The 20,507-nt window shown below is 64.8% G+C and carries 17 protein-coding genes; 12 read left to right on the forward strand and 5 right to left on the reverse strand.

All coding sequences use genetic code 11. The features are described 5' to 3' along the window. Positions 1-8: 8 nt before the first annotated feature. From BLV94_RS32625 to BLV94_RS32645, 5 genes are all read left to right on the forward strand, one after another. Entirely contained in the window at positions 9-605 is a 597-nt protein-coding gene (locus BLV94_RS32625) for a TetR/AcrR family transcriptional regulator (RefSeq protein ID WP_072937067.1), read from the forward strand. Positions 606-838: 233 nt separating this feature from the next. After that, a complete protein-coding gene (locus BLV94_RS32630) occupies positions 839-2,464 on the forward strand; it encodes a class I adenylate-forming enzyme family protein (protein WP_072937068.1) in 1,626 nt (541 codons plus the stop codon). Between the two features lie 12 nt (positions 2,465-2,476). Next, positions 2,477-3,355 (forward strand): SDR family oxidoreductase, encoded by an 879-nt coding sequence (locus tag BLV94_RS32635; RefSeq protein ID WP_072937069.1) that lies wholly within the window; start codon positions 2,477-2,479, stop codon positions 3,353-3,355. A 21-nt stretch (positions 3,356-3,376) separates the two neighbouring features. Continuing rightward, positions 3,377-4,201 carry an enoyl-CoA hydratase/isomerase family protein gene (locus tag BLV94_RS32640; protein WP_072937070.1) on the forward strand — a complete coding sequence of 275 codons (825 nt, stop codon included), beginning with the start codon at positions 3,377-3,379 and terminating at the stop codon, positions 4,199-4,201. A gap of 226 nt (positions 4,202-4,427) precedes the next feature. Beyond that, positions 4,428-5,588 (forward strand): acyl-CoA dehydrogenase family protein, encoded by a 1,161-nt coding sequence (locus tag BLV94_RS32645; protein ID WP_072937071.1) that lies wholly within the window; start codon positions 4,428-4,430, stop codon positions 5,586-5,588. 537 nt (positions 5,589-6,125) lie between these two features. Here BLV94_RS32645 and BLV94_RS32650 read toward each other — a convergent pair. From BLV94_RS32650 to BLV94_RS32670, 5 genes are all read right to left on the reverse strand, one after another. Continuing rightward, positions 6,126-7,775, reverse strand: coding sequence for an AMP-binding protein (locus BLV94_RS32650; RefSeq protein ID WP_072937072.1), 1,650 nt, complete (start codon positions 7,773-7,775; stop codon positions 6,126-6,128). Between the two features lie 189 nt (positions 7,776-7,964). Further along, the gene (locus BLV94_RS32655) at positions 7,965-8,765 is read right to left on the reverse strand and encodes an SDR family NAD(P)-dependent oxidoreductase (RefSeq protein ID WP_072937073.1); all 801 of its coding nucleotides are present in this window, start codon (positions 8,763-8,765) and stop codon (positions 7,965-7,967) included. Beyond that, on the reverse strand, positions 8,762-9,739 hold the full coding sequence (locus BLV94_RS32660) for an acyl-CoA dehydratase activase (RefSeq protein ID WP_072937074.1): 978 nt from the start codon (positions 9,737-9,739) through the stop codon (positions 8,762-8,764). The genes BLV94_RS32655 and BLV94_RS32660 overlap by 4 nt, the downstream gene beginning before the upstream one ends. Next, positions 9,740-11,080 (reverse strand): 2-hydroxyacyl-CoA dehydratase subunit D, encoded by a 1,341-nt coding sequence (locus BLV94_RS32665; protein ID WP_072937075.1) that lies wholly within the window; start codon positions 11,078-11,080, stop codon positions 9,740-9,742. A 28-nt stretch (positions 11,081-11,108) separates the two neighbouring features. After that, a complete protein-coding gene (locus BLV94_RS32670) occupies positions 11,109-12,281 on the reverse strand; it encodes a 2-hydroxyacyl-CoA dehydratase subunit D (protein ID WP_072937076.1) in 1,173 nt (390 codons plus the stop codon). Between the two features lie 161 nt (positions 12,282-12,442). Here BLV94_RS32670 and BLV94_RS32675 point away from each other — a divergent pair, with 161 nt between their 5' ends. The 7 genes from BLV94_RS32675 to BLV94_RS32705 all read left to right on the forward strand — a co-directional run bounded on the left by BLV94_RS32675 (position 12,443) and on the right by BLV94_RS32705 (position 20,490). Continuing rightward, positions 12,443-13,540 (forward strand): CaiB/BaiF CoA transferase family protein, encoded by a 1,098-nt coding sequence (locus BLV94_RS32675; protein ID WP_072937077.1) that lies wholly within the window; start codon positions 12,443-12,445, stop codon positions 13,538-13,540. Positions 13,541-13,599: 59 nt separating this feature from the next. Then, positions 13,600-14,490, forward strand: coding sequence for a PaaX family transcriptional regulator (locus BLV94_RS32680; protein ID WP_072937078.1), 891 nt, complete (start codon positions 13,600-13,602; stop codon positions 14,488-14,490). A 51-nt stretch (positions 14,491-14,541) separates the two neighbouring features. Further along, positions 14,542-15,888, forward strand: coding sequence for a PucR family transcriptional regulator (locus BLV94_RS32685; protein ID WP_143051445.1), 1,347 nt, complete (start codon positions 14,542-14,544; stop codon positions 15,886-15,888). A 216-nt stretch (positions 15,889-16,104) separates the two neighbouring features. Next, complete coding sequence (locus tag BLV94_RS32690) at positions 16,105-17,214, forward strand: ABC transporter substrate-binding protein (protein WP_072937080.1); 1,110 nt, start codon at positions 16,105-16,107, stop codon at positions 17,212-17,214. 4 nt (positions 17,215-17,218) lie between these two features. Next, entirely contained in the window at positions 17,219-18,109 is an 891-nt protein-coding gene (locus tag BLV94_RS32695; protein ID WP_072937081.1) for a branched-chain amino acid ABC transporter permease, read from the forward strand. A 7-nt stretch (positions 18,110-18,116) separates the two neighbouring features. After that, the gene (locus BLV94_RS32700) at positions 18,117-19,763 is read left to right on the forward strand and encodes a branched-chain amino acid ABC transporter ATP-binding protein/permease (protein WP_072937082.1); all 1,647 of its coding nucleotides are present in this window, start codon (positions 18,117-18,119) and stop codon (positions 19,761-19,763) included. Continuing rightward, positions 19,732-20,490, forward strand: a complete 759-nt coding sequence (locus BLV94_RS32705) for an ABC transporter ATP-binding protein (protein ID WP_072937083.1) — start codon at positions 19,732-19,734, stop codon at positions 20,488-20,490. The genes BLV94_RS32700 and BLV94_RS32705 overlap by 32 nt, the downstream gene beginning before the upstream one ends. Positions 20,491-20,507 lie beyond the last annotated feature (17 nt).

A 20,507-nucleotide genomic window follows, 5' to 3' on the forward strand; every position in this document is an offset into this window, starting at 1 on the left:
TGGAGTCGATGACCGAAATTGCACCGTTCGCACGGCGCCGCGATCCTGACCGTAAGGAGAAGATCCTTGCGGCGGCGGCGGAACTGGTTGCGGAGCGTGGATTCCACGCGGTGTCGATGGCAGACATCGGCGCCCAGGTCGGAATCAGTGGAGCCGCGGTCTATCGGCACTTCGACAACAAGGCCACACTCCTGTTGGCGCTGTTCGATCGGTCTCTCGATGGTCTGCTTCGCGAGGAGAGTGCAATCGTCGACCGTCGGGAAGCCATCCCCGATGCTCTGCGGGCTCTCATCGACCGGCAGGTCGACTTCGTGGTTGACGAGCGAGAGTTCGCACGTGTCTACTACCGAGAAGTAGAGCACCTCTCTCCCGACGACCAGGTTCGTCTGCGGCGTAAGCAGCGGCAGTACGTGGAGGAGTGGGTGCATGTGGTGCGTGAACTCGACCCAGCGCTCGACGAGTCCTCTGCTCGTGTTCTCGTCCATGCCACGATCGGCGCGATCCAATCGGCGCTCGTCCACAACGTCGGTATGCCGGACGATCGCCTGAAGGCGATGCTCCGCCGAGCGGCATGCGCCGTCGTCGGTCTCCCCGTGGAGCCGTGACCCCCGGCGGCGATTGTTAACTTTGATTAACTTTTAGGTGCGACTGCGACCGAACTTCCCGGTCGACGGTCGCTACCCGCCTGTCTGCGCATGCCTTGTACCACTCGCTGACGTCAGAAATCGCCTCAGGGGCGGGGCGCTCCGAAAGACCCCTTTTGGTCCGATAGTTAATCGTGTATAACTTTTCCTACGCGGCAGATGCGAGCCGCATCAGAGCCGAAGGGGCTTGATCAATGACTGTCAGCGCAGATCCACGATTCGAGGACCACATGCGTGCCTACTACGAGGCCGGCTACTGGGATCACTCGACGCTTGTCACAGCGATCGACCACTGGGCCGAGGTCGATCCCAGCCACCCGTACATTTCCGACGGCGCCAGTACCTACAGCTACGGCAAATTCCGCAAGAGAGCATGGAATCTCGCCGCGGGACTGATCGGGCTTGGAGTGCGGCCGGGGGACCGGGTCGTCGTCCAGCTACCGAACTGGAACGAGTTCTTTTTCGTCTATGCGGCGCTCGCGCGAATCGGCGCTGTCATGGTCCCCGTGGTGTCGGTCTACCGCGAGCACGAGGTGCAGTTCATCGTCGAGAACTCCGAGGCCGTCGGCCTTGTCACCGCCGGCGAGTTCCGGGGGTTCGACCATGCGGCGATGGGGGAGAAGATCGCCGCCGCGGTCCCCGGTGTGTCTTTCCACGTGACGGCCCGTGCGGGAGACGGCGACGGCCGAGTCGACCTCGGTACGCTGCTCGCCGCCGAGCATGATACGAACACCCTCCCGCCGGTATCGGCTGCGGACGATGCACACATCATCCTCTACAGCTCCGGTACGGAGTCGCGTCCCAAAGGGTGCTTGCACACCTGGAACACCGCGTCTTTCCTGCCCAAGCAGGCGGTGCCCGTTCTCGGAATGACACGGTCGGATGTGATGTTCGTGCCCTCACCGGTGGCCCACACTCTGGGGCTCACCCTCGGTGTCATGGCCCCCACCATCGCCGGAGCCCAGGCGCATCTACTCGACATCTTCAGCCCGGTCGCTGCCCTCGAACGCATCGACGCCTACAAGTGCACGGGAACGGCCAGTCCCGCACCGTTCATTCGAATGTTGCTCGACGCCTACGACCCGGCGGTGCACGACGTGTCCCGGCTGCGGTTCTGGCTCACCGCGGGCGCCGCGATCCCCGCCTCGCTGGTGGGGGAAGCCCAAGAACGACTGTCAGGGTGCCGGGTGGTGAGTGCCTACGGGTCCAGCGAGGTCATGATGGCCACGGTCTGCCGGCCCGAGGACTCCATCGAGCGGATTGCGTCCTCGGACGGCGCACCGGTACCCGGTGTCGAACTGCGAATCGTCGATTTCGACGAGCAGCAGGCCGATCCCGGGGTCGACGGCGAAATCCGATACCGCGGGCCGGGCCGGATGCTCGAGTACTGGCGACGCCCGGAGCTCACGGCCGAGGGGCAGGACTCCGCAGGCTGGTGGCGGACAGGTGATCTCGGGCGGATCGATGAGCACGGTTACCTGCGGGTGACGGGCAGGATCAAGGACATCATCATCCGAGGCGGATTCAATATCAGTGCCCGTGAGGTCGAGGAGGCCCTACTGCTGCACCCGTCGATCGCGGACGTCGCAGTGGTCGGGTTGCCCGACGATGCGGTCGGAGAACGCGCGTGCGCCGTGGTCGTGGCGCGGGACGACACCCGTCTCACGATCGAGGACCTGCGCCACCATCTCGCCGACGAGCACAAGATCGCCATGTGGAAGGTCCCCGAACGCATCGAGTACGTCGGGGAATTTCCCCGCACGGCAACCGGGAAGATCCAGAAGTTTGCACTGCGCGCCAAGTACAGCGACCGCGCCTGAGGAGGAGTCACCATGCCTTACCAATCTGTTTATGCACCAGGTCTGTTCGACGGGCAGACGATCGTCGTCACCGGTGGAGGTAGCGGAATCGGGCGCTGCACCGCGCACGAACTCGCCTCGCTCGGCGCGCACGTGGCCATTGTCGGGCGCAACCAGGACAAGCTCGACCACGTGCGCGGTGAGATCACCGAGGACGGGGGATCGGTGTCGACGCATGTCACCGACATCCGGGACGAGGACGGCGTCGGCGCGGTCATCGACACCATCATCGGAGATCGTGGCGGAATCGACGGTCTCGTCAACAACGCCGGCGGTCAGTACCGGTCACCGCTCGAGGACATCTCCACCAAGGGCTTCGAAGCAGTCGTCCGCAACAACCTGACCGGCGGCTTCATCGTCATGAGAGAGGTGTTCACTCGTTCGATGTCCCAGCACGGCGGGTCGATCGTGAACATGATCGCCGACATCTGGCACGGCTGGCCCCACTTCTCCCACTCCGCGGCAGCGCGCGGTGGCATGTTCACCCTGAGCGAGAGCGCCGCCACCGAGTGGGCCGCCGCCGGCGTCCGGGTCAACACCGTCGCGCCAGGGTCGATCGCCTCGAGCGGCCTGGACACCTACGACGAGAAGGACCGCGAGTTCATTCAGAACGAGGTCACTCCCGGTATCCCGTTGCAGCGCTTCGGCACCGAAGCCGAAGTATCCGCCGCGATCGTCTACCTGCTCTCCCCGGCGTCCCGATTCGTCACCGGATCCTGCCTGCGCATCGACGGCGGCGCCCCCAACGCCCGCCGCGGCTGGTGGCAACTGCAGCCCGCTGTCCACAACGAACCCTTCGACGGATTCCACCGCTCGACGGCCCCCGAGATCCTCACCGCGGTCTCGGCCTAAATTCCTGCAAGGAGAACAATCATGTCCAAGGTCGTCTACGACAAGCGCGGTCCCGTCGCCCACATCCGGCTGAACCGCCCCGAGGTCAAGAACGCTATCGACGTCGAAACCCACGAACTGCTGCGCCAGATCTGGGCGGACTTCGCCGCCGACGACAGCCTCCGCGTTGCCGTCCTCACCGGAACCGGCGACGCCTTCTGCGCCGGCGCCGACCTCAAGACTCACGTGCCGACGTGGAGCGACGGCGGCCCGATGCTCGCCCGCAACAAACTTCCCGACGGGTTTGCCGGGGGCATCACCCGCGGACAGCACCGCATCTACAAGCCGATCGTCGCCGCGCTCAACGGCTGGGTCCTGGGCGGAGGCCTCGAGCTGGCCCTGGCCTGTGACATCCGGATCGCCTCGGACAAGGCACAGTTCGGTTCGTTTGAACTCCGCCGCGGGATGCACCCGGCAGACGGTGGGATCGTGCGGCTGGTCAACACCGCCGGTGTCGGGATCGCCCTCGAGATGGAGTTGACCGGTGAGCCGATCGACGCCCAGCGCGCGCTGCATGCGAACCTGGTTTCCCGCGTCGTTCCCCACGACGACCTCGAGTCCGCGACCAACGACCTCGTGGCCAAGATCCTCCGCAACGACCAGAAAGCAATGGAATCGGCCAAGGAAACGATCTTCGAGGTCATCGGCCGACCACTCGACGACCAGCTGAAGCTCGAGGCTCTGCTCGGATACGCGCTCTGCGGCGACAACCCGGCCATCAGTGAGCGCTCCGCACAGTTCTTCGACAAGTCCGATCCTGGCCGAGCGGGTACACACCAGGTCGCACTGGAGTCGCAGACGGTGTGACCCAGAGTGTGCGGGCCGGTACCTCGTAGTCGGACCACGTGCGATCGCTCTCTCGGTAGCACGCGATGACCTGTGCAGCCGGCTTCAACGAGAAGCCGGCTGCACGACAACAACACTCGAACGGGTCGAGAGCCGGTCGCATCGCAACCCACTGCAGTATTCCGAACGACGAGTCGCCCGCTGTTCGAACCCAACATCGAATACGAGATCGCCAGAAAGTGGAACTATGCCGACACTGTTCCCCAACTATCACAGCGCGTGGGAGACCGAGGATCACATCGCGCTGCGTAAGCACGCCGCAGAATTCTTCGCGAAAGAGGTAACCCCGCATCAGGATCGGTGGGCGGCCGACCATCAGGTCGACAGAACGTTGTGGCGAAAGGCAGGCGACGCGGGCCTACTCGGCCTCGAAATCAGCGAGGATTACGGCGGGGGCGGTGGTCATTTCGGTCATGAAGCCGTCATTCTGCAGGAGCTCGCCCACGCGCACGACACAGCCTTCGGTTTCAATATCCACTCGACAATTTGCGCGCCATACCTTTCGACCTTCGGTACGGTCGAGCAGAAGAAGCGCTGGCTACCACAGGTCACGACGGGTGAGGCAGTACTGGCGGTCGCCATGACCGAGCCAGGCACCGGATCGGACTTGCAAAACATCCGCACGACGGCCATCCGCGACGGCGACAGCTACGTCATCAACGGATCCAAGACCTTCATCTCCAACGGCTCCCACTGCGACCTGCTGATTGTCGTCGCCAAGACCGACCCGAGCCTCGGCGCGAAGGGCGTCTCACTGCTTGTCGCCGAAACCGCCGACCTGCCCGGCTTCGAACGCGGCCGAATCCTGCACAAGATCGGACAGCACGGCCAAGACACCCGGGAATTGTCCTTCACCGACATGCGGGTTCCGGCAGCAAACCTCCTCGGTGGTGAGGAAGGGCAAGGATTCACTCAACTGATGCGACTACTGCCCCGCGAACGCCTGAGCATCGCCATCAGCGGCATCGCGATGGCAGAGGCCGCCGTCCTCACTACCCTTGACTACGTAAAGGACCGCAAGGTCTTCGGATCGCGGGTCCTCGACTTCCAGAACACCCAGTTCGTACTGGCAGAGTGCACATCGGAGATACTCGCGGGCAAAACGCTGGTCGACTACTGCATCGAGCAGTACCTCGCAGGAGCACTCGATGCGGCTACCGCCTCGATGGCCAAACTGTGGGGCTCGGACAAGCAGTGCGACATCATCGACCGCTGCCTGCAGATGTTCGGAGGATACGGCTACATCATGGAGTACCCGATCGCCCGTATGTATGCCGCTGCCCGTGTGCAGAAGATCTACGGCGGCACCAACGAGATCATGAAGACACTGATCGCCCGTACCCTCTGATCACCGGACCACGGAGATGCGACACGGATGACGAACGGTATGGCACGAGGACCATTCAACCCAGGACCTCAGCGGCCTCACCTGGCAGAAGGTAGCAACCGGCTCAATCGACGCCCCTGCGCCCTTGACAAACCGGTGTAGATGTCAGGTGGCGACCCTATGGGTGGAGCTACCGTGTCAGCGGTAGGCGGTCAGGGAGAACGAATTTCCTTATGCTGCGACGGTGTCTGTGTGGCCGAGGTCGCGGAGGCTCGTCCTGAGCTTGGCTGCCGCCTCGTCGAGGGACTCCTGCGAGGGGTTCGGCTTGGCGTTGCTGATGTTGAAGTCGTCCAGGTCGTATGCAGCGAAGACATGGACGTGCAGGGTGGGAGACCTCGAGCCCCGCTATCAGCAGGGCCGCGCGGGGTGCGTCGAATGCAGGCCCGATGGCCTGCATTCGACGCTGCGGGCAACGTTCATGACCTTCGCCCACCGTTCGCCGTCGACGTCCTCATCCTTCCACTCTCCAGAAAGGGCGGGTAGGGCGACGCTGTGTTCTCAGTTGTTCGAGAGTTGCTCCGGCACAGACCTGTTGTCGAGGCGTGCAGCCGTGAGTGCTCCGGACGCAATCTCTTGCTGCACACGGAATTTCTGGATCTTCCCGGACGGTGTCATGGGGAGTGTGTCGGTGAAGTACCACAGCGACGGCGTCTTGTGGGCGGCGATTCGGTCGCGGCACCAGGCTTTCAATTCGGTCGGGTTCGGTGGATTGGCGGGGTCCGCCGGTCGTACGACGGCGCCGATCTGCTCGCCCCATCGGGTGTCCGGAACCCCGACGATCGCAACTTCGGCCACGTCGTCGTGGCGGAACAGCAGTTCTTCGATTTCGCGCGGATAGATGTTCAGGCCGCCTCGAATGATCATGTCCTTGAGGCGGCCGGTGATGCGGAGGAAGCCTCGTTCGTCCATCGTCGCGAGATCACCCATGTGCAGCCATCCGTCGGCGTCGATGGTGGCGGCGGTTTCGTCCGGCATCTCGGAATAGCCGAGCATCGTCTGGTAGCCGCGACAGCATATTTCACCCTGTTCACCGATCGGGACAATCTCCTGGGAGACGGGGTCGATGATCTTCACTTCCAGTTCCGGCAGCGGCTGTCCCACCGTGGTGGCCTGATCGGCCGGATCGTCGGTGACTCGGGTCTGGCTGATGACGCCGTGCATCTCGCTCTGCCCGAACAGGATCGTGACTTGGCAGTCGAGTTCGTCGAGCACCCGTTCGACGAGTGCCTGGGGAACTGCTGCCGCACCGGACAGTACGGTGTGGAGGCTCGACAGGTCGCGTGTTCCACGGTCCGGGTGCTCGAGAAGCGCGATGAGCATCGTCGGAACCATCAGCGAGTGCGTTCCGCGGTAGGCCTCGAGCATCTCGAGCATGAGCGCGGCGTCGAAGCCGGGTAGCACCACATAGGTCCCGTGTGCCGCGAACGTCCCGAGTTCGGTGACGGCACCGCCCCCGATGTGGTACATCGGCATTGCGTTGACGCAGACGACGTGGTCCACCAGCCCGGCCCGCTCGAACACGAACGTGGCTTCGTTGACGATTCCTTTGTGATGCAGGAGTGCACCTTTGGGGAAACCGGTGGTTCCGGAGGTGTATTGAATCTGCACCGGGGCGGTGGGTGCGACAGCGGGAAACTTCATTGCCGGATCGCCGGTCGCGATGAAGGACCGCCACTCGCTGGGTGCGATCACCATGCGGAGTTCGGGGAGCGACGGCCGTACTTCCGCCAGAAGTGCCGTGAGGTCCGCGCCGCGATAGGTATCCCGGTAGAAGAGTCCGACCGAGCGGGACTGGCGGAGGATGTACTCGAGTTCGTGGGCGCGGTAAGCGGGGTTCACGCCCACCACCACCATCCCGGCCATCGCGATCGCTTGCTGGAGGATTACCCACTCTGCACTGTTGGGCGCCCAGATTGCGATCCGGTCTCCGGGCGCGAAGTGGGCCAGCAGTGCTCTGGCTACCATCTCGGTGTCGGCGAGGAGTTGACGGTAGGTCCACTCTCGCCGATCGGCTGGATCGGGAGTTCCGTCGACCAGGGCGAGGCGGTCGGGTTCCGCCGACGCGGCCTCTCGCAGCAGGTCGCCGACGGTGATGTCGCGGACGCCTGAGCTCGGTGTCGCCGGCCAGAGAGACTTTTCGAGGGGCATGATGCAATCCTGCCTTCGGACTGTGCGGGGTGGGGGGAGTTGGTGGAGCGAGAGGTGCTCGTGACGAGGAAGCCGGAGTCGGCTGTGAGGCGGTGTCTCAGTCACCACGCAATGTAATACATATGTGGAGCTGATCGCTATGAATCCGTCAAAATAGTGTGGACGAGCTGAGGCGCGGCACTCGATCCCTCACCCTGCCGAGATGCCACCATTCGGGCTGACCGCTTGCCCGGTGATCCGACGGGCCTGAGGGCTGCACAGAAACAACACGAGGTCCGCCACGTCGACCGGCTCGGCGACCCCCAGTGACGCCAGTCCGGCGGCCTTCGCGAAGAGCTTGGCGCTGAACGGCTCGGCCATGACACGGTCGTAGGCGCCGGTGTCCCGGATGAGCGACGGCGTCACCGCGTTGATGCGGATGCCGTCGCGCTTGGCCTCCATCGCAAGGGTTTTGGAGAACATCACGATGGCCGCCATGGCCGCGCCGATGACGGATTCTCCCGGGGTCGGATGTTTCGCCGCGTCGGAAGCTATGTTCACGATCGCGCCGCCGTGCTTCGCCCGCATGTGTGGAAGTACGGTTCGGCACATATTGATCGGGCCGAGCGCCTGCTGCAGCAGGATAGCGGGAACATCTTCGGGGAGCGTGTCGTGAAACAGCTGGGGCGTGAACGCGCTGACCGTGCTGTTGATCAGGATGTCGGCCGGTCCCAGCGAGGCCGACAGTTCCTCGGTCACCCGCGCGGCCTCGGCGGGGTCGTTCACATCGCCCGCCGCGAAGAAGGCCCAGACACCCGAAGCGAGTGTTCGAATCTCCGCCGCTGCCTTCTCGCCGCGTTCGGTGTTGCGGCCGACCAGACCGATGCGCTGGGTGCCCGCCCGGACCAACTGGCGGGCGACCTGCAGGCCTACTCCGCTCGTCCCACCCACGATGTAGACGGTCGCCTCGGACAGGTCCGGTACCCAGACTTCGGGTGTGTCTGTTGTCATCGGATGTTCCTCTGCAGTTCGAGGGGCACCGGTTCGCCGGTGCCCGAATGGGAATGGCCGGGCCTGCCGTCGCAGTCCTGGCAGTGCGGCGTTCCGCCCGACAGGCTCGCCCGGAATTGTTCTTCGGTGGCGGCGTCGGACGACGTCGGCGCCTGAGCGGTGCCCGCGTAGTCGTCGCGGGCCAGCAGTCCGGCGCCGTACGCGCCCGCGATCTGTGGCTGATCGAGTAGTTCCACCGGGTGGCCCAGCGCCCGCGAGACGTGAAGCCGGGCGGCCGGGTTCTTCGCCACTCCGCCCGTCATCACCGTCGGTGTCGCCTTGCCGACCTGTGCCACCAGTCCGAGTGTGCGCGCCGCGACCGCTTTGTGCACGGACGCGGCGATGTCCGCCTTCTCGCGGCCCTGCGCCAGTAGTGAGATCACCTCGGTCTCCGCGAACGTGGCGCACATACTGCTGACCTCGAGGCCCTCGGAACCGGCGAGCGCGAGTTCGCCGACTGCGTCGATGTCGACTTCCAGTGCCCGCGCGAGCACGTCGAAGAAGCGGCCGGTCCCGCTCGCGCACCGGTCGTTCATGGCGAACCGTTCCACGAGGCCGTCGTCGTCGACGATGATGGCCTTGCTGTCCTGTCCGCCGATGTCGATCACCAGCCGCACACCCGGGTGCAGGGCTGCGGCGCCGCGGGCGTGGCAGGTGATTTCGGTGAACGTCCGGTTCGCCCCGGGGACCAGTTTCCGCCCGTAGCCGGTGCTGATGGTCCGCCGGATGTCGGATTGCGCGACACCGGCGGCCGCCATCGCCCCGTCCATTGCGCGCGCGACCGCTTCGCGGCTCACGGCTCCCATCTGGACGACACTCGATCCGCGCAGGGCGCCGTCCTGGTCCACGACGGCGGCCTTCGCCGTGGTGGACCCGAGGTCCACGCCCATGACGAACCAACCCGGCGTTGTCTTGTCTGCGGAGGTGGCGGCCATCTAGATCACGGACTTCATCCGTTGTACGTCGATGGCCTCGAGCATCGCCTCCAGTCGACTGTCGAACAGTTCGTCGTTGTAGAACGACGCGTCGGCGACGTCGCCTTCGAAGAAGAACGACTTGACGCCGCGCTCCGTCTCGGCAGCGCGGGCGAGCATCGTCTGCGGGTTGGTCATCGCCCGGCACGTCCGCGTCGAGTGGAACGCGATCCCGTCGATCGCGTATTCGTCCAGCCGGCGGAGCAGGAGTTCCTGCAGGTTCTTCAATCCGTGGTTCAGTGGGCAGAGCAGGTAGTGCTGCGCCATGCCCAGGAGCGGGTTGTCCACGTCGATGAGCTGCGGCTCCTGCCAGAAGGATTCGTGGGTGTAGCGGCCGGCGACGACGGCGACGTCGTATTCCGCGAACTTCCGGGTGAGGAAGCCGAGCTTGTTCCAGTTCATGATGCCGTCGAAGTACACGCGGTAGCGTTCGTCCGCGACCGCGCTGACCCCGTCGGTGACCCGCTGCTGAATTTCGGCCTTCACGCCGGCGAAGTAGTCGACCAGCGCCTGATTGCCGGGCAGGAAGTTGATCGGGGCGATGCTCGCGACCCAGTCCCAGTAGGTCGCAGGCGTGGGTGCCTGCGTGCAGAGCGCCATTCCTTCGAGGCGCAGCTCGGAGGCCCGTTTGATGTAGGACATGCTCTCGCTGAGTCCATCCCAGTCGAACGGTCTCCCGGTCTGGTATTCGAGGAAGGTGATGAGCTCGCGCAGCTGCCCCTCGACGTACTTGCTCACCTCGGTCCACTCCTCGCCCCGCATGTACCCGGCGTCGGGTTTGTTGCCCCACAGCATGGGGATCGAGACGTTGAACAGCGGGAGCTTGCGATCGAATACCCGGTAGGTCATCGCGTCCCATTGCTGACCGGTGCTACATCCGGCGTAGCCGTTGACGAAGAAATCCGGGGCAGGCAGTTTGCTCGCCAGTTCCTGCTGGTCGACCATGCCGACCACGCCGGTCTCCCGGTCTGCGGCGGTTTGGTGCGTCAGCACCGCGCAGCCGAGATGTGTTCGCGCATAGGAGCAGAGCTCACCGATGTAGCCGTACTCGGCGCCGGCAGCCTGGGCGGGCCCTTCGAGGTGCTGGGCGGCCAGTCGGGCGGCGAACGCCTCGCCGTGGCACCACTCCAGGCCCGCGGCCTGGAACAGCGGGTTCAGTGCGGCGCCGTTGTACCAGACGACGTGCTTCCCGCGCTCCTTGGCGGTGAAGATGTTCTCCCAATAGTCGGCCACCAACTTGCCGCCGGCCCGCGTACTCGACAAGCGGCGGGTCTTTTCCTTGCTGATCTCTTCGATCGCCATGGCGAACTCCTCTGAGTGAAAGTCGAATTCAGGACGGGACGGGTGCGAGCTGACGGCGAATGCGCTCCACGAAGGTCTCGATCTTGGTGCGGAGTGTCTCGACGGGGTTGCCTTCGTGCTCGGTCTCGAGGAGCAGCAGCGGTATCCCGCGCGCGTCGAGCGCCTTGCGTAACTCCGGGTAGTAGAGCATGTGGGGTTCGCAGAACTTCGCCATCAAGACGACGACACCGTTCGAGCGGCTCCTCTCGAGTGAGTCGATCAGGTAGGTGTCCCAGTCGACCCCGACGGTGACCCGTGTCGGGCACGGGGCGTTGTCGTTACGGTCCAGGTACCACACCGACAGCGCCTCCAGCGGGTCGCCGTGCTCGGGTACGTCGGTCGAGATGTACCGGAAGCCGGTGTACAGGTCGTCGTCGACGACGATCACTCCGGATTCCTCGATCACATCGAGGACCTCGGGGCGCGGGGCGTGGCAGAAGTGACCGGAGAGATGCAACCGCACCAGATCGCCGGGTGCGTCGGCATTCGGATCGAGTCGGACGAGAAGACCGTTCAGGGCGGCGTTGTGTTCATCGATGTCCATCACCATGCTCGACTTCACCAATACCTGCATGTCGCTCGCGGTGATACGCGCACGGCCGGTGCGCCGCAGGTCGTAGAGTTCCCGGAGCAGGCGACGATTCGTGTTGAACAGCCGAATGCTCTCGGCGAGCGACTCGTCCGTGATCGTCGTCCCGACGACCCCCTCGATCTCGTGCTTGAGTTCGTGCACACGGCCCGCGACCCGCGGCTTGGTCCACGGATCGTCCATCGCGCTGGTGAACTGCGCGAAGTGCACCGGTTTCTCCGGCCGCGCCCAGCGGATCACGTCGACGGCGCCGAGGAGTTGCACGCAGTGATCGGCGGCGACGAAGCCGTCGAAGACGTCGAGTTCACCGACTGCGGCCTGATCGGCGACGCTCCGCGTGTAGCCGCAGTAGAACTCGGCAAGCAGGTTGCGGCCCTCCGTGATCGGGGTGCGGCTTTCCTGGACGATCACCGGCAACGCACCGGCGGCGTGCACGATCTCGGAAGGAAAGTTCATCGGAAAGGAACCGATCACGCGGTTTCCGTTCTTCGTTTTCCATGCCTGCGCGTAAGTGACCGGGTCATCGGCCGCCGCTCGCAGCGACGACATGACGGTCGGATCCAGTTCGTTCACATCCAGCCCTTCGACTTGGTGGACGGATACACCGCGGCGACTGACGAACTGCGCCGCGGCGACCTGACTTGAGATATTACGTTATTGGATAGATAGTATCCATAGTTGTCAAACATTGGTTGTGGGGAGAACCCACGCCGTCCGTTGTTCGGAGGCTCCTGATGAAACATGTGCTCGATGGATTGCGGGTCGTCGAACTCGCCGGGATCGGCCCGTCGCCCCACGCCGCGATGCAGCTCGCGGACCTCGGCGCCGAGGTCGTGCGAATCGAGCGTCCGGGGGGTGTGACGCAGTTGCTGCCCGTGGACAAGGATGCGGGACTGCGTAATCGGCGCTCGGTGAGTGCCGACCTGAAGGATCCCGCCGACCTGGCAAGGATCCTGAAGCTCGTCGACAAGGCCGACGTCCTCATCGAGGGCTACCGGCCGGGTGCGGCGGAGCGACTGGGCATCGGTCCCGACGTGTGCCGTCAGCGGAACCCTCGGCTCGTGTACGCCAGGATCACCGGGTGGGGCCAGGACGGCCCGCTCGCGCCCTATGCCGGGCACGACATCAACTACCTCGCGCTCACCGGTGCGCTGAACGCCATCGGACGGGACGGTGAGAGGCCACTCGCACCGCTCAACCTGGTCGCCGACCTGGGCGGCGGTTCGATGCCGGCGGTCACCGGCATTCTCGGCGCCCTCTACGCGAGGGAACAGACCGGTGTCGGAGACGTGGTCGATGTCGCGATGGTCGACGGGGTGAGTGCGCTCATGACGATGTTCTGGACACTCACCGAGAACGGGCTCTGGTCCGATCGGCGCGGGACCAACGTCATCGACGGCGGGGCGCCCTTCTACGACACGTACGAGTGCGCCGACGGTCGGTACATCGCGGTCGGCGCAGTCGAGCCGGTCTTCTACGCGCAGCTACTGACGGGACTCGAACTCGACCCCGCGGGTCTGCCGGACCAGTACGACGAGTCGGCATGGTCGGCGCTCCGGAAGACCTTCGCCGACGTCTTCGTCACGCGGAGCCGAGAGGAGTGGGTGCAGGCGTTCGCGCACCTCGACGCGTGCGTGACGCCGGTGCTGGCCCTCGCCGAGGTGCCGGATCACCCGCACATCGCCGCGCGCAACACGGTCGTGACCGCGTTCGGTCAGCGTCAGCCGGCGGCGGCGCCACGCTTCGCCGAGGCACCACCCGCAACCTATGCGTCGCCCCGCACACCCGGCGCCGACACCGAGGCGGTCTTCCGGGACTGGGGTGTCGAATGACGATCGCTGACCGGGGCCTCGAGGGGTGTTGTGGCAACGGGCTGACGTGATGCGCGACGATGGCACTTATGTCTGACTCGAAGCCGTCCGACTCGAAACCGGAGTCCACCCCCGACAAGGAAGTGGCGTCGACCGGAAGCGCGCGGTCGGTCCTCGTCACCGTGCTCGGCGAACTCGTCGAACCGTACGGACAGCCGGTGCGGACGGCCGCGCTTCTCTACGTCCTCAAAGGGCTCGGGTACGGGGAGCATGCCGCCCGGCAGGCGATCGCGCGCACAGGTTCCGCAGGTCTGATCGCCGCCGGCCGGAACGGACGCGAAACGCAGTGGACGTTGACGGACAAGGCGCATCGGCTCTTCACCGAGGGTGAACTTCGTGTCTTCTCCACCGACGTGGACACCACGCAGTGGGACGGCAGGTGGCTCGTCGTGAACGTGCCGATTCCGGAGTCTCACCGCTCGACCCGCAAGAAGCTCTATGCCGCGCTGCGGTGGGCCGGGTTCGGGAATCCGACACCCGGCGTCTGGGTCACTCCCCACGTCGACCGTGCCGCGGAAGCGGAACGAACCATCGAGTCTCTCGGATTGACCGCCAATACGGTCTCGTTCGTCGGGACGCTCGCCGTGCCCGGGATTCCCGAGAGCGAACTCGTCCGCCGTTCATGGGATCTGGAGGCCGCCGAGAAGGAGTACGACGAACTGCTCGACCGCTTCGATGCGCGAACCTTCCAACCGGGCGACGAGTTGCTGTTCGCGCACCTCCAACTCGCGGACGCGCTACGGCGCATGCCCTACATGGATCCGCGGCTCCCCGAGGTGCTGCTGCCGGACTGGCGCGGGCTGAAGGCCGCGCGGCGCCTGCGAGACCTGCGCGCGGAGTGGACCCCCACCGCCCACGCGCAGTGGCGTCGGATCGCCGGTCTCGACGTACCCGCCGCTCAGGTGCCGTAAGCGGTTTCGGGGACCTTCCCATGTTCGGTCCAATAATTTACAGTGTGGTCTGTGGCACACAGGGCGAAGCAGGCAGGGAACGGGTCGTCCGCATTACGGCCGGGCGGCGAGCCGGAGTCGGCTGCCGATTCCCGAGAGGAGACGCCGGCCTCGTTGTCCTGGAAACTGAGACTGGAAACCACGCTTGCCGACCGCGCGGCAGCGGTCGGGACGCTGTCCTGCCTGATCAGCGCTCTGTCCGACATGCTGGAGGCAACGGTATTCCTGATAGGTCCCGCCGGGCAGGTGATCAGCCGGGCCGTCCCTCCGGGTGCTTCGTCTACCGCGATCCCCACGCTGGAGCGGCTCGAGTCGCCGGAAGGACCGGTAGCCGCCGGCGCGGCTGCCGGCGTTGTGCGAGTGGATGGTGGGCGGACGGGTGGCCGCGACTACATGCTCGGTTCGGTTGTCGACGGCGACCACCTCTTCGGATGGGTAGTCACCCCGATCGAAGGATCCGTGTCCGTTGCACATGTGCAGTGGGCCGTGGACCGGGCAGTGGTCCACCTGACGGCCGAGTTCGTCTCCCAGCGGCGGATCGCCCGCGTGGCCTGGAATGCACGTGCGAACCTGGCGCGGCAGATGGTTCGGTCGACTACCTACGATGCAGATCTTCGGGCTTGCGCGGAGTACCTCGGCGTCGATCTGGCCGCGGACCGGGTCATCGCGTTCGTCCTGGAGCGGGGCCGGTCGTCGGGTTCGGCAGTCGATGCGGGCCGCCTCGGTGATCTGATCTCCGAAGATCTCGACGTCGACATCCTCACGATTCGTGGCACCGAGGGCGTCATCCTCTCGATCGAGGCGCCGGCAGGGGTCGGGAATGCGACGGTGATCGCGCGCTGCAAGGCGGCAGTCAACAAGGGCCTCGACCGGATGGGTGACCGATTTGCCGTTGCGGGCATCTCGTCGGTGACCCGGCCCGGTCAGCTCCGACGGGCATACCGGGAGGCATTCGAGGCTGCCCGGTGCCTTGACCGATACCCCTCGGAATCGAACCGCGCCATCGCCTGTGACGAACTCGGGCCTGCACGATTACTCGTAGCGAACAGCAACGAACAGTCCGTTCGGATGTACGTGTACGACGTTCTCGGGGATTTACTTGCGGGGGGAGTGTCGAACAACGACCTTCTCCGTACCCTGCAGGAGTTCTTCGACAGTGGACGGAGTGTGCGTGACACCGCAGTGCGGTTGGATGTGCACGAAAATACTGTGCGACACCGACTGGGGCGGGTGCACGACATCACCGGTCTCGACGTGGCCGCAAACTCGAACGATCAGCTCAGTGCCCAGACTGCACTGTTGATTCTCCGACTGCAGGGTCACCACGCGGTGCCGGGTTTCGGCCGGGTAGCGCGTTGAACGTGGGGCAGATTCGAGGGAGCTGAACCCCTCCTTGTCGACTTCTCCAATGCGGCGACGTGAGTCCGGGCCGAAGTTCTTGACCTTCGAATCGACGACGGCATTAACTGGCGCCCAGCGTGTTCCAACTCACATGCTTCGGAGTACGAATAGCAAGGAGTCCCTATGCGATCCGTCAACTGGACGAGAAAGCGACGACTAGCGGGTGCAGCCGCGATGGTTGCTGCGCTTCTGGCACTCACCGGATGTGGCGGCCCGGCCGGTGACAACTCTGGTGCCGTCCGGATTGGGCTCCTCGCCAATCTCACCGGTGACGCGGCGATGTCGTTCGGCAAGCCCTTCGAGCGAGGATTCGAACTCGCTCTGCACGAGGCCGAACCGATACTGGACGAGTCCGGTGTATCGATAGAGGTCCTCACCGAGGATGCCAAATCGGCCGTACCATCAGCGGTAACCGGGTACAACAAACTCCGTCAACAGAGTGTGCCGCTCGTTGTCCAGGACTCGCAGAGCCCACTCGGTCAAGCGGTGGCGCCCCTGGCGAACGAAGACCGGATCACCCTGGTCAGCGGGGCCGGGAGCGCATTGGAGAACTCGGGCGGGTACTCATTCCGATTCACCGATCTGAGCACCCCCACGATGTCGGTCGGCAGTCGCCTGGCCGAGGAGGGCCACACCCGTATCGGTCTGGTTGTGGCCGGCGACAATCCATCCTTCACCACTCTGGCGGAGGCAACCGAGAAGGGGCTACCGGCCGGATTTGCATCTCGGCAGGAGGTTTCGTCCCAGGACACCGACTTCTCCGCTGTGCTGGCGAATCTCAGGCGGGATCGCCTCGATGCCGTGGTTCTGTCGGTCCTCCCGGCCCAGGCCGGAAATCTCATCCTCCAGATGAAGAACGCCGGTGAATTCGAGCACGTGAAACTGATCGGAACGGTTGCGATCAGCGGTGAAACCTACACGGTGGCCCGGGACTCGGCCCGAGGCTTCGAGTTTCCGCAGGTGTGGGCTCCTGGCGGAACCAATCCCACCGCCTTCGAACGACGGTACACGGAGAAGTACGGTGAGGTCCCCACTGCCTACGGTGCCCTGGGTTATCAGGTCGGCTGGACGACAGTGGCTGCCGTGATCCAGGCAGAGAAGAGTGGAACCGTGGACGGTAGTGCTCTGCGTGATCTCCTTCCCGCTGCCTCGACTTCGGACCTGGTACGAGAACACGGGATTCTCGGGCTCGAAATGACTGCGGACGGTCTCGCGATCTCGAGCGGGGTCATGGCCACGTTCGCAGACGGAGGAGCCATGGTCCTCGCCGGATCGGACGGGTGAATCCATGGACTTCCTGCTTCAGCAAACCGTCAACGGGATCGTTCTCGGCAGCGTATATGCCCTCTATGCATCGGGTTTCGGTCTGGTGATGGCAAACCTCCGGATCTTCCACGTCGCGCATGCAGCGGTGTTCACCTGGGGAGCAATCTTCGCCTGGGAGCTCACATCACGACTCGGCTGGTCCCTCCTGGTGGCCTTGCCGGTCGTCGCGGTGCTGGCGGGATTACTCAACGTGCTGGCCTACTTCCTGCTGATCCGCCGTGTCCTTCATCGCCGGGGCGGCGAGATGGCCGCCTTCATCTCCTCGATGGGCGGCCTCATCGTGCTCGTCGAGCTGGCACACCACCACCTCGACGGTGCCGTCGTGCGAATGAACGCCGACGCGTTCACCAGTGCACCTCTGTCGATCGGCCCGGTTCGGATCACCACCCTGCACTTGATAATGGTGTGCCTGGTGCTCGTCATCGTGGCCGTGACGAGTTGGCTACTCGCCCGAACGGAGCTCGGCCGGGAGATCCGCACCGTCGCTTTCGACAAGGACACCGCCGCGATCCTCGGCGTCAACGTGGATCGCGTCAGCGCCGGAGTGTTCTTCGCGTCAGGCGCCATGGCAGGTGTCGCCGCGTCGTTCGTCGCCATCGCGTTCAACGTCATCGATGCCGGACTCGGCTCGACCTACCTGGTGATCGCGCTCGGAGCCATGGTGGTCGGCGGCTTCGGCAGTGTCGGCGGCATGCTCGTCGGCGGTCTGGTCATCGGGATCGCGTCCACCTATGCGACGGGGTACCTGTCGAGCACCTATCGCGATCTCGTCGTCTTCGTCTTGATGCTCCTCTTCCTCGCTCTGAGGCCCGAAGGTCTGTTCCGGACCCGCGCAGAACTGACAAGGGTGTGACACGACCATGACAGAGTTCTTTTCGATCTTCGGTGCGTACGACTTCGTGATCAGGGACGGAATCGTCCTCTCACTCGTTGCCCTGTCGCTCTATGTTGTGCTCAGCGCCGGAATCTTCGCTGTGCCCCAAGTCGGTTTGATGGCTGTCGGGGCATATGTCTCGGCTGTACTTTCCGTCGACGCAGGGGCCCCGTTCGTGGTCTCTCTCATCGGGGGGACGCTCGCATCCGGATTCGTCGCCCTGCTGCTGGCCGGTCTGTTGCACCGGCTCAACGGCATCTACCTGGCCATCGCGAGCATCGCGTTCGCGGAAATCGTGCGGGTGGCGGTGCTGAATCTGCCACTGACCGGGGGCGCACAGGGCAAGGTGGGCATCCCACGGACCACGACCGATCTCGTGATCTGCATCGTGGTCGTCGTCGCCGTTGCGGGTCTCATCGCACTGAAGCGTTCGCGATTCGGGCTCGCGATCAGTGCCATGCGGGAGGACTCCCTCATGGCGAGCCACCAGGGAGTCGACGTCGTCCGATACCGGACCGCGTTGTTTGCGCTCTCGGGGATCCTTGCGGGAGCCGCCGGCGCCCTCCACGTCCATATGTCGGGCTTCGTGGAACCGGGCCAGTTCAGCTTCGAACTACTCACCCAGCTACTTGCAATAGTGGTCATCGGAGGGACGGTGTTCGTCACCGGCTCGCTCGTCGGTGCCCTCGTCATCATCGGCCTGCCCGTCGCCTTGACCGGTCTTGCTTCGTATGAGGCACTGGTCAACGGCGTGCTGATCGTGCTGATCGTCGCCTTTGCGCCGAGCGGAATCCTCGGGAGTCTCCGCTCGTGGTGGCCGGTCCGCAGCAGTCCCTCCCCACCGGACAGCGCGGACGAGACATCCGCGGAGCGGGTGTTCCCACTCCTGCGGGACGACGGGCCCGCAGGCGATACCGTCCTCGAGATCCGGGATGTGGTCATGTCATTCGGGGGCCTGCGCGCGCTGGACGCTGTCAGTGTCGAAGCACGATCCGGGGAGGTACTCGGCATCATCGGCCCGAACGGGTCGGGAAAGACGACTCTCCTGAACGTGTTGTCCGGCGTCTATCGTCCGGAGAGCGGAACCGGCACCTTGCTCGAGCACGACTTCTCCGAACTCTGGGGTCACCCACACGTCACGGCTCAGTCCGGGCTCGCCAGGACTTTCCAGAACATCCGACTGATGGACGAGGAGACTGTGTCGACCAACGTCCGGCTGGGCATCGCGCGGCGTCCGGGCGTCGATGTGCACGAGCGGACCCGAAATCTGCTCACCGAAAATCGTCTCGACTGGGCCGCCGACATCCCGGTGGGCAGCCTGCCGTACGGGGTGCGACGACGGGTGGAGATCGCGCGTGCCCTTGCGCGAGAGCCCCGCGTACTACTGCTCGACGAACCAACTGCAGGTATGAATCCCACTGAGCGGCAAGACGTGTTCGACACGATCTCGGACATCAGATCGGGTGGCGTCGCTGTGATCGTGGTGGAGCACGACGTGGCGATGATGCGTTCCTTCTGCGATCGGCTCGTCGTATTGGACTTCGGCAGGAAAATCGCCGAAGGCAAACCCGACAACGTACTCGATTCCAAGGAGGTCATCCGTGCCTACATCGGATCCGGTTCTCTCGCTTGAGGATGTCAGCATCTCCTACGGGCACGTATCTGCGGTCACGGATGTGACGCTGACACTGTACGCGGGGGAGACCCTCGCTCTCATAGGTCCGAACGGGGCAGGCAAGTCGACGTTGCTCCGCGGAATCACCAATCAGGCCCGTAAGGGCAACGGCAAGATTCGCTTCGGCGGACGGGACATCTCCTCCACTCCGACGCACCGGATCACCCGCGCCGGGATCGTCCATGTCCCCGAGGGCCGCCAGGTCGTGGCGCCACTGACCGTCCGGGAGAACCTGCAGCTCGCGGCACATGCAGCGGGACGCTGCCCCCGACGGGAAATCGAAGCCTCGATAGACCGTGTCCACGAACTCTTCCCGCCCCTCGCGCGCTTGCGCAATACTCCCTCCGGCCTACTCAGCGGCGGCGAGCAGCAGATGGTTGCGATCGGACGGGCGCTGATGGCGCGACCCGCGGTGCTGCTGCTCGACGAGCCCAGCATGGGGCTGGCCCCGGTCATGGTCGAGGTGATCTACGAATTCCTCGGCGAACACCGGGACGCACTCGGTGGGGCAGCCGTCCTCCTCGCCGAGCAGAGCCAGATCGCGCTCCGAGTCGCCGACCGCGCAGCGGTCCTGTCCCGTGGCCGGCTGGGCTTCGTCGGGCCGAGCTCCCAGATGGACGAATCCTTGATCGCCGAAGCGTATCTCGGCACCGGCCGGACTGCCGGTGTGCCGGAAACGGCCTAGTTCCAACGCTATCCATT

The organism is Rhodococcus koreensis, from assembly GCF_900105905.1.
GTDB classification, from domain to species: Bacteria; Actinomycetota; Actinomycetes; order Mycobacteriales; family Mycobacteriaceae; genus Rhodococcus_F; species Rhodococcus_F koreensis.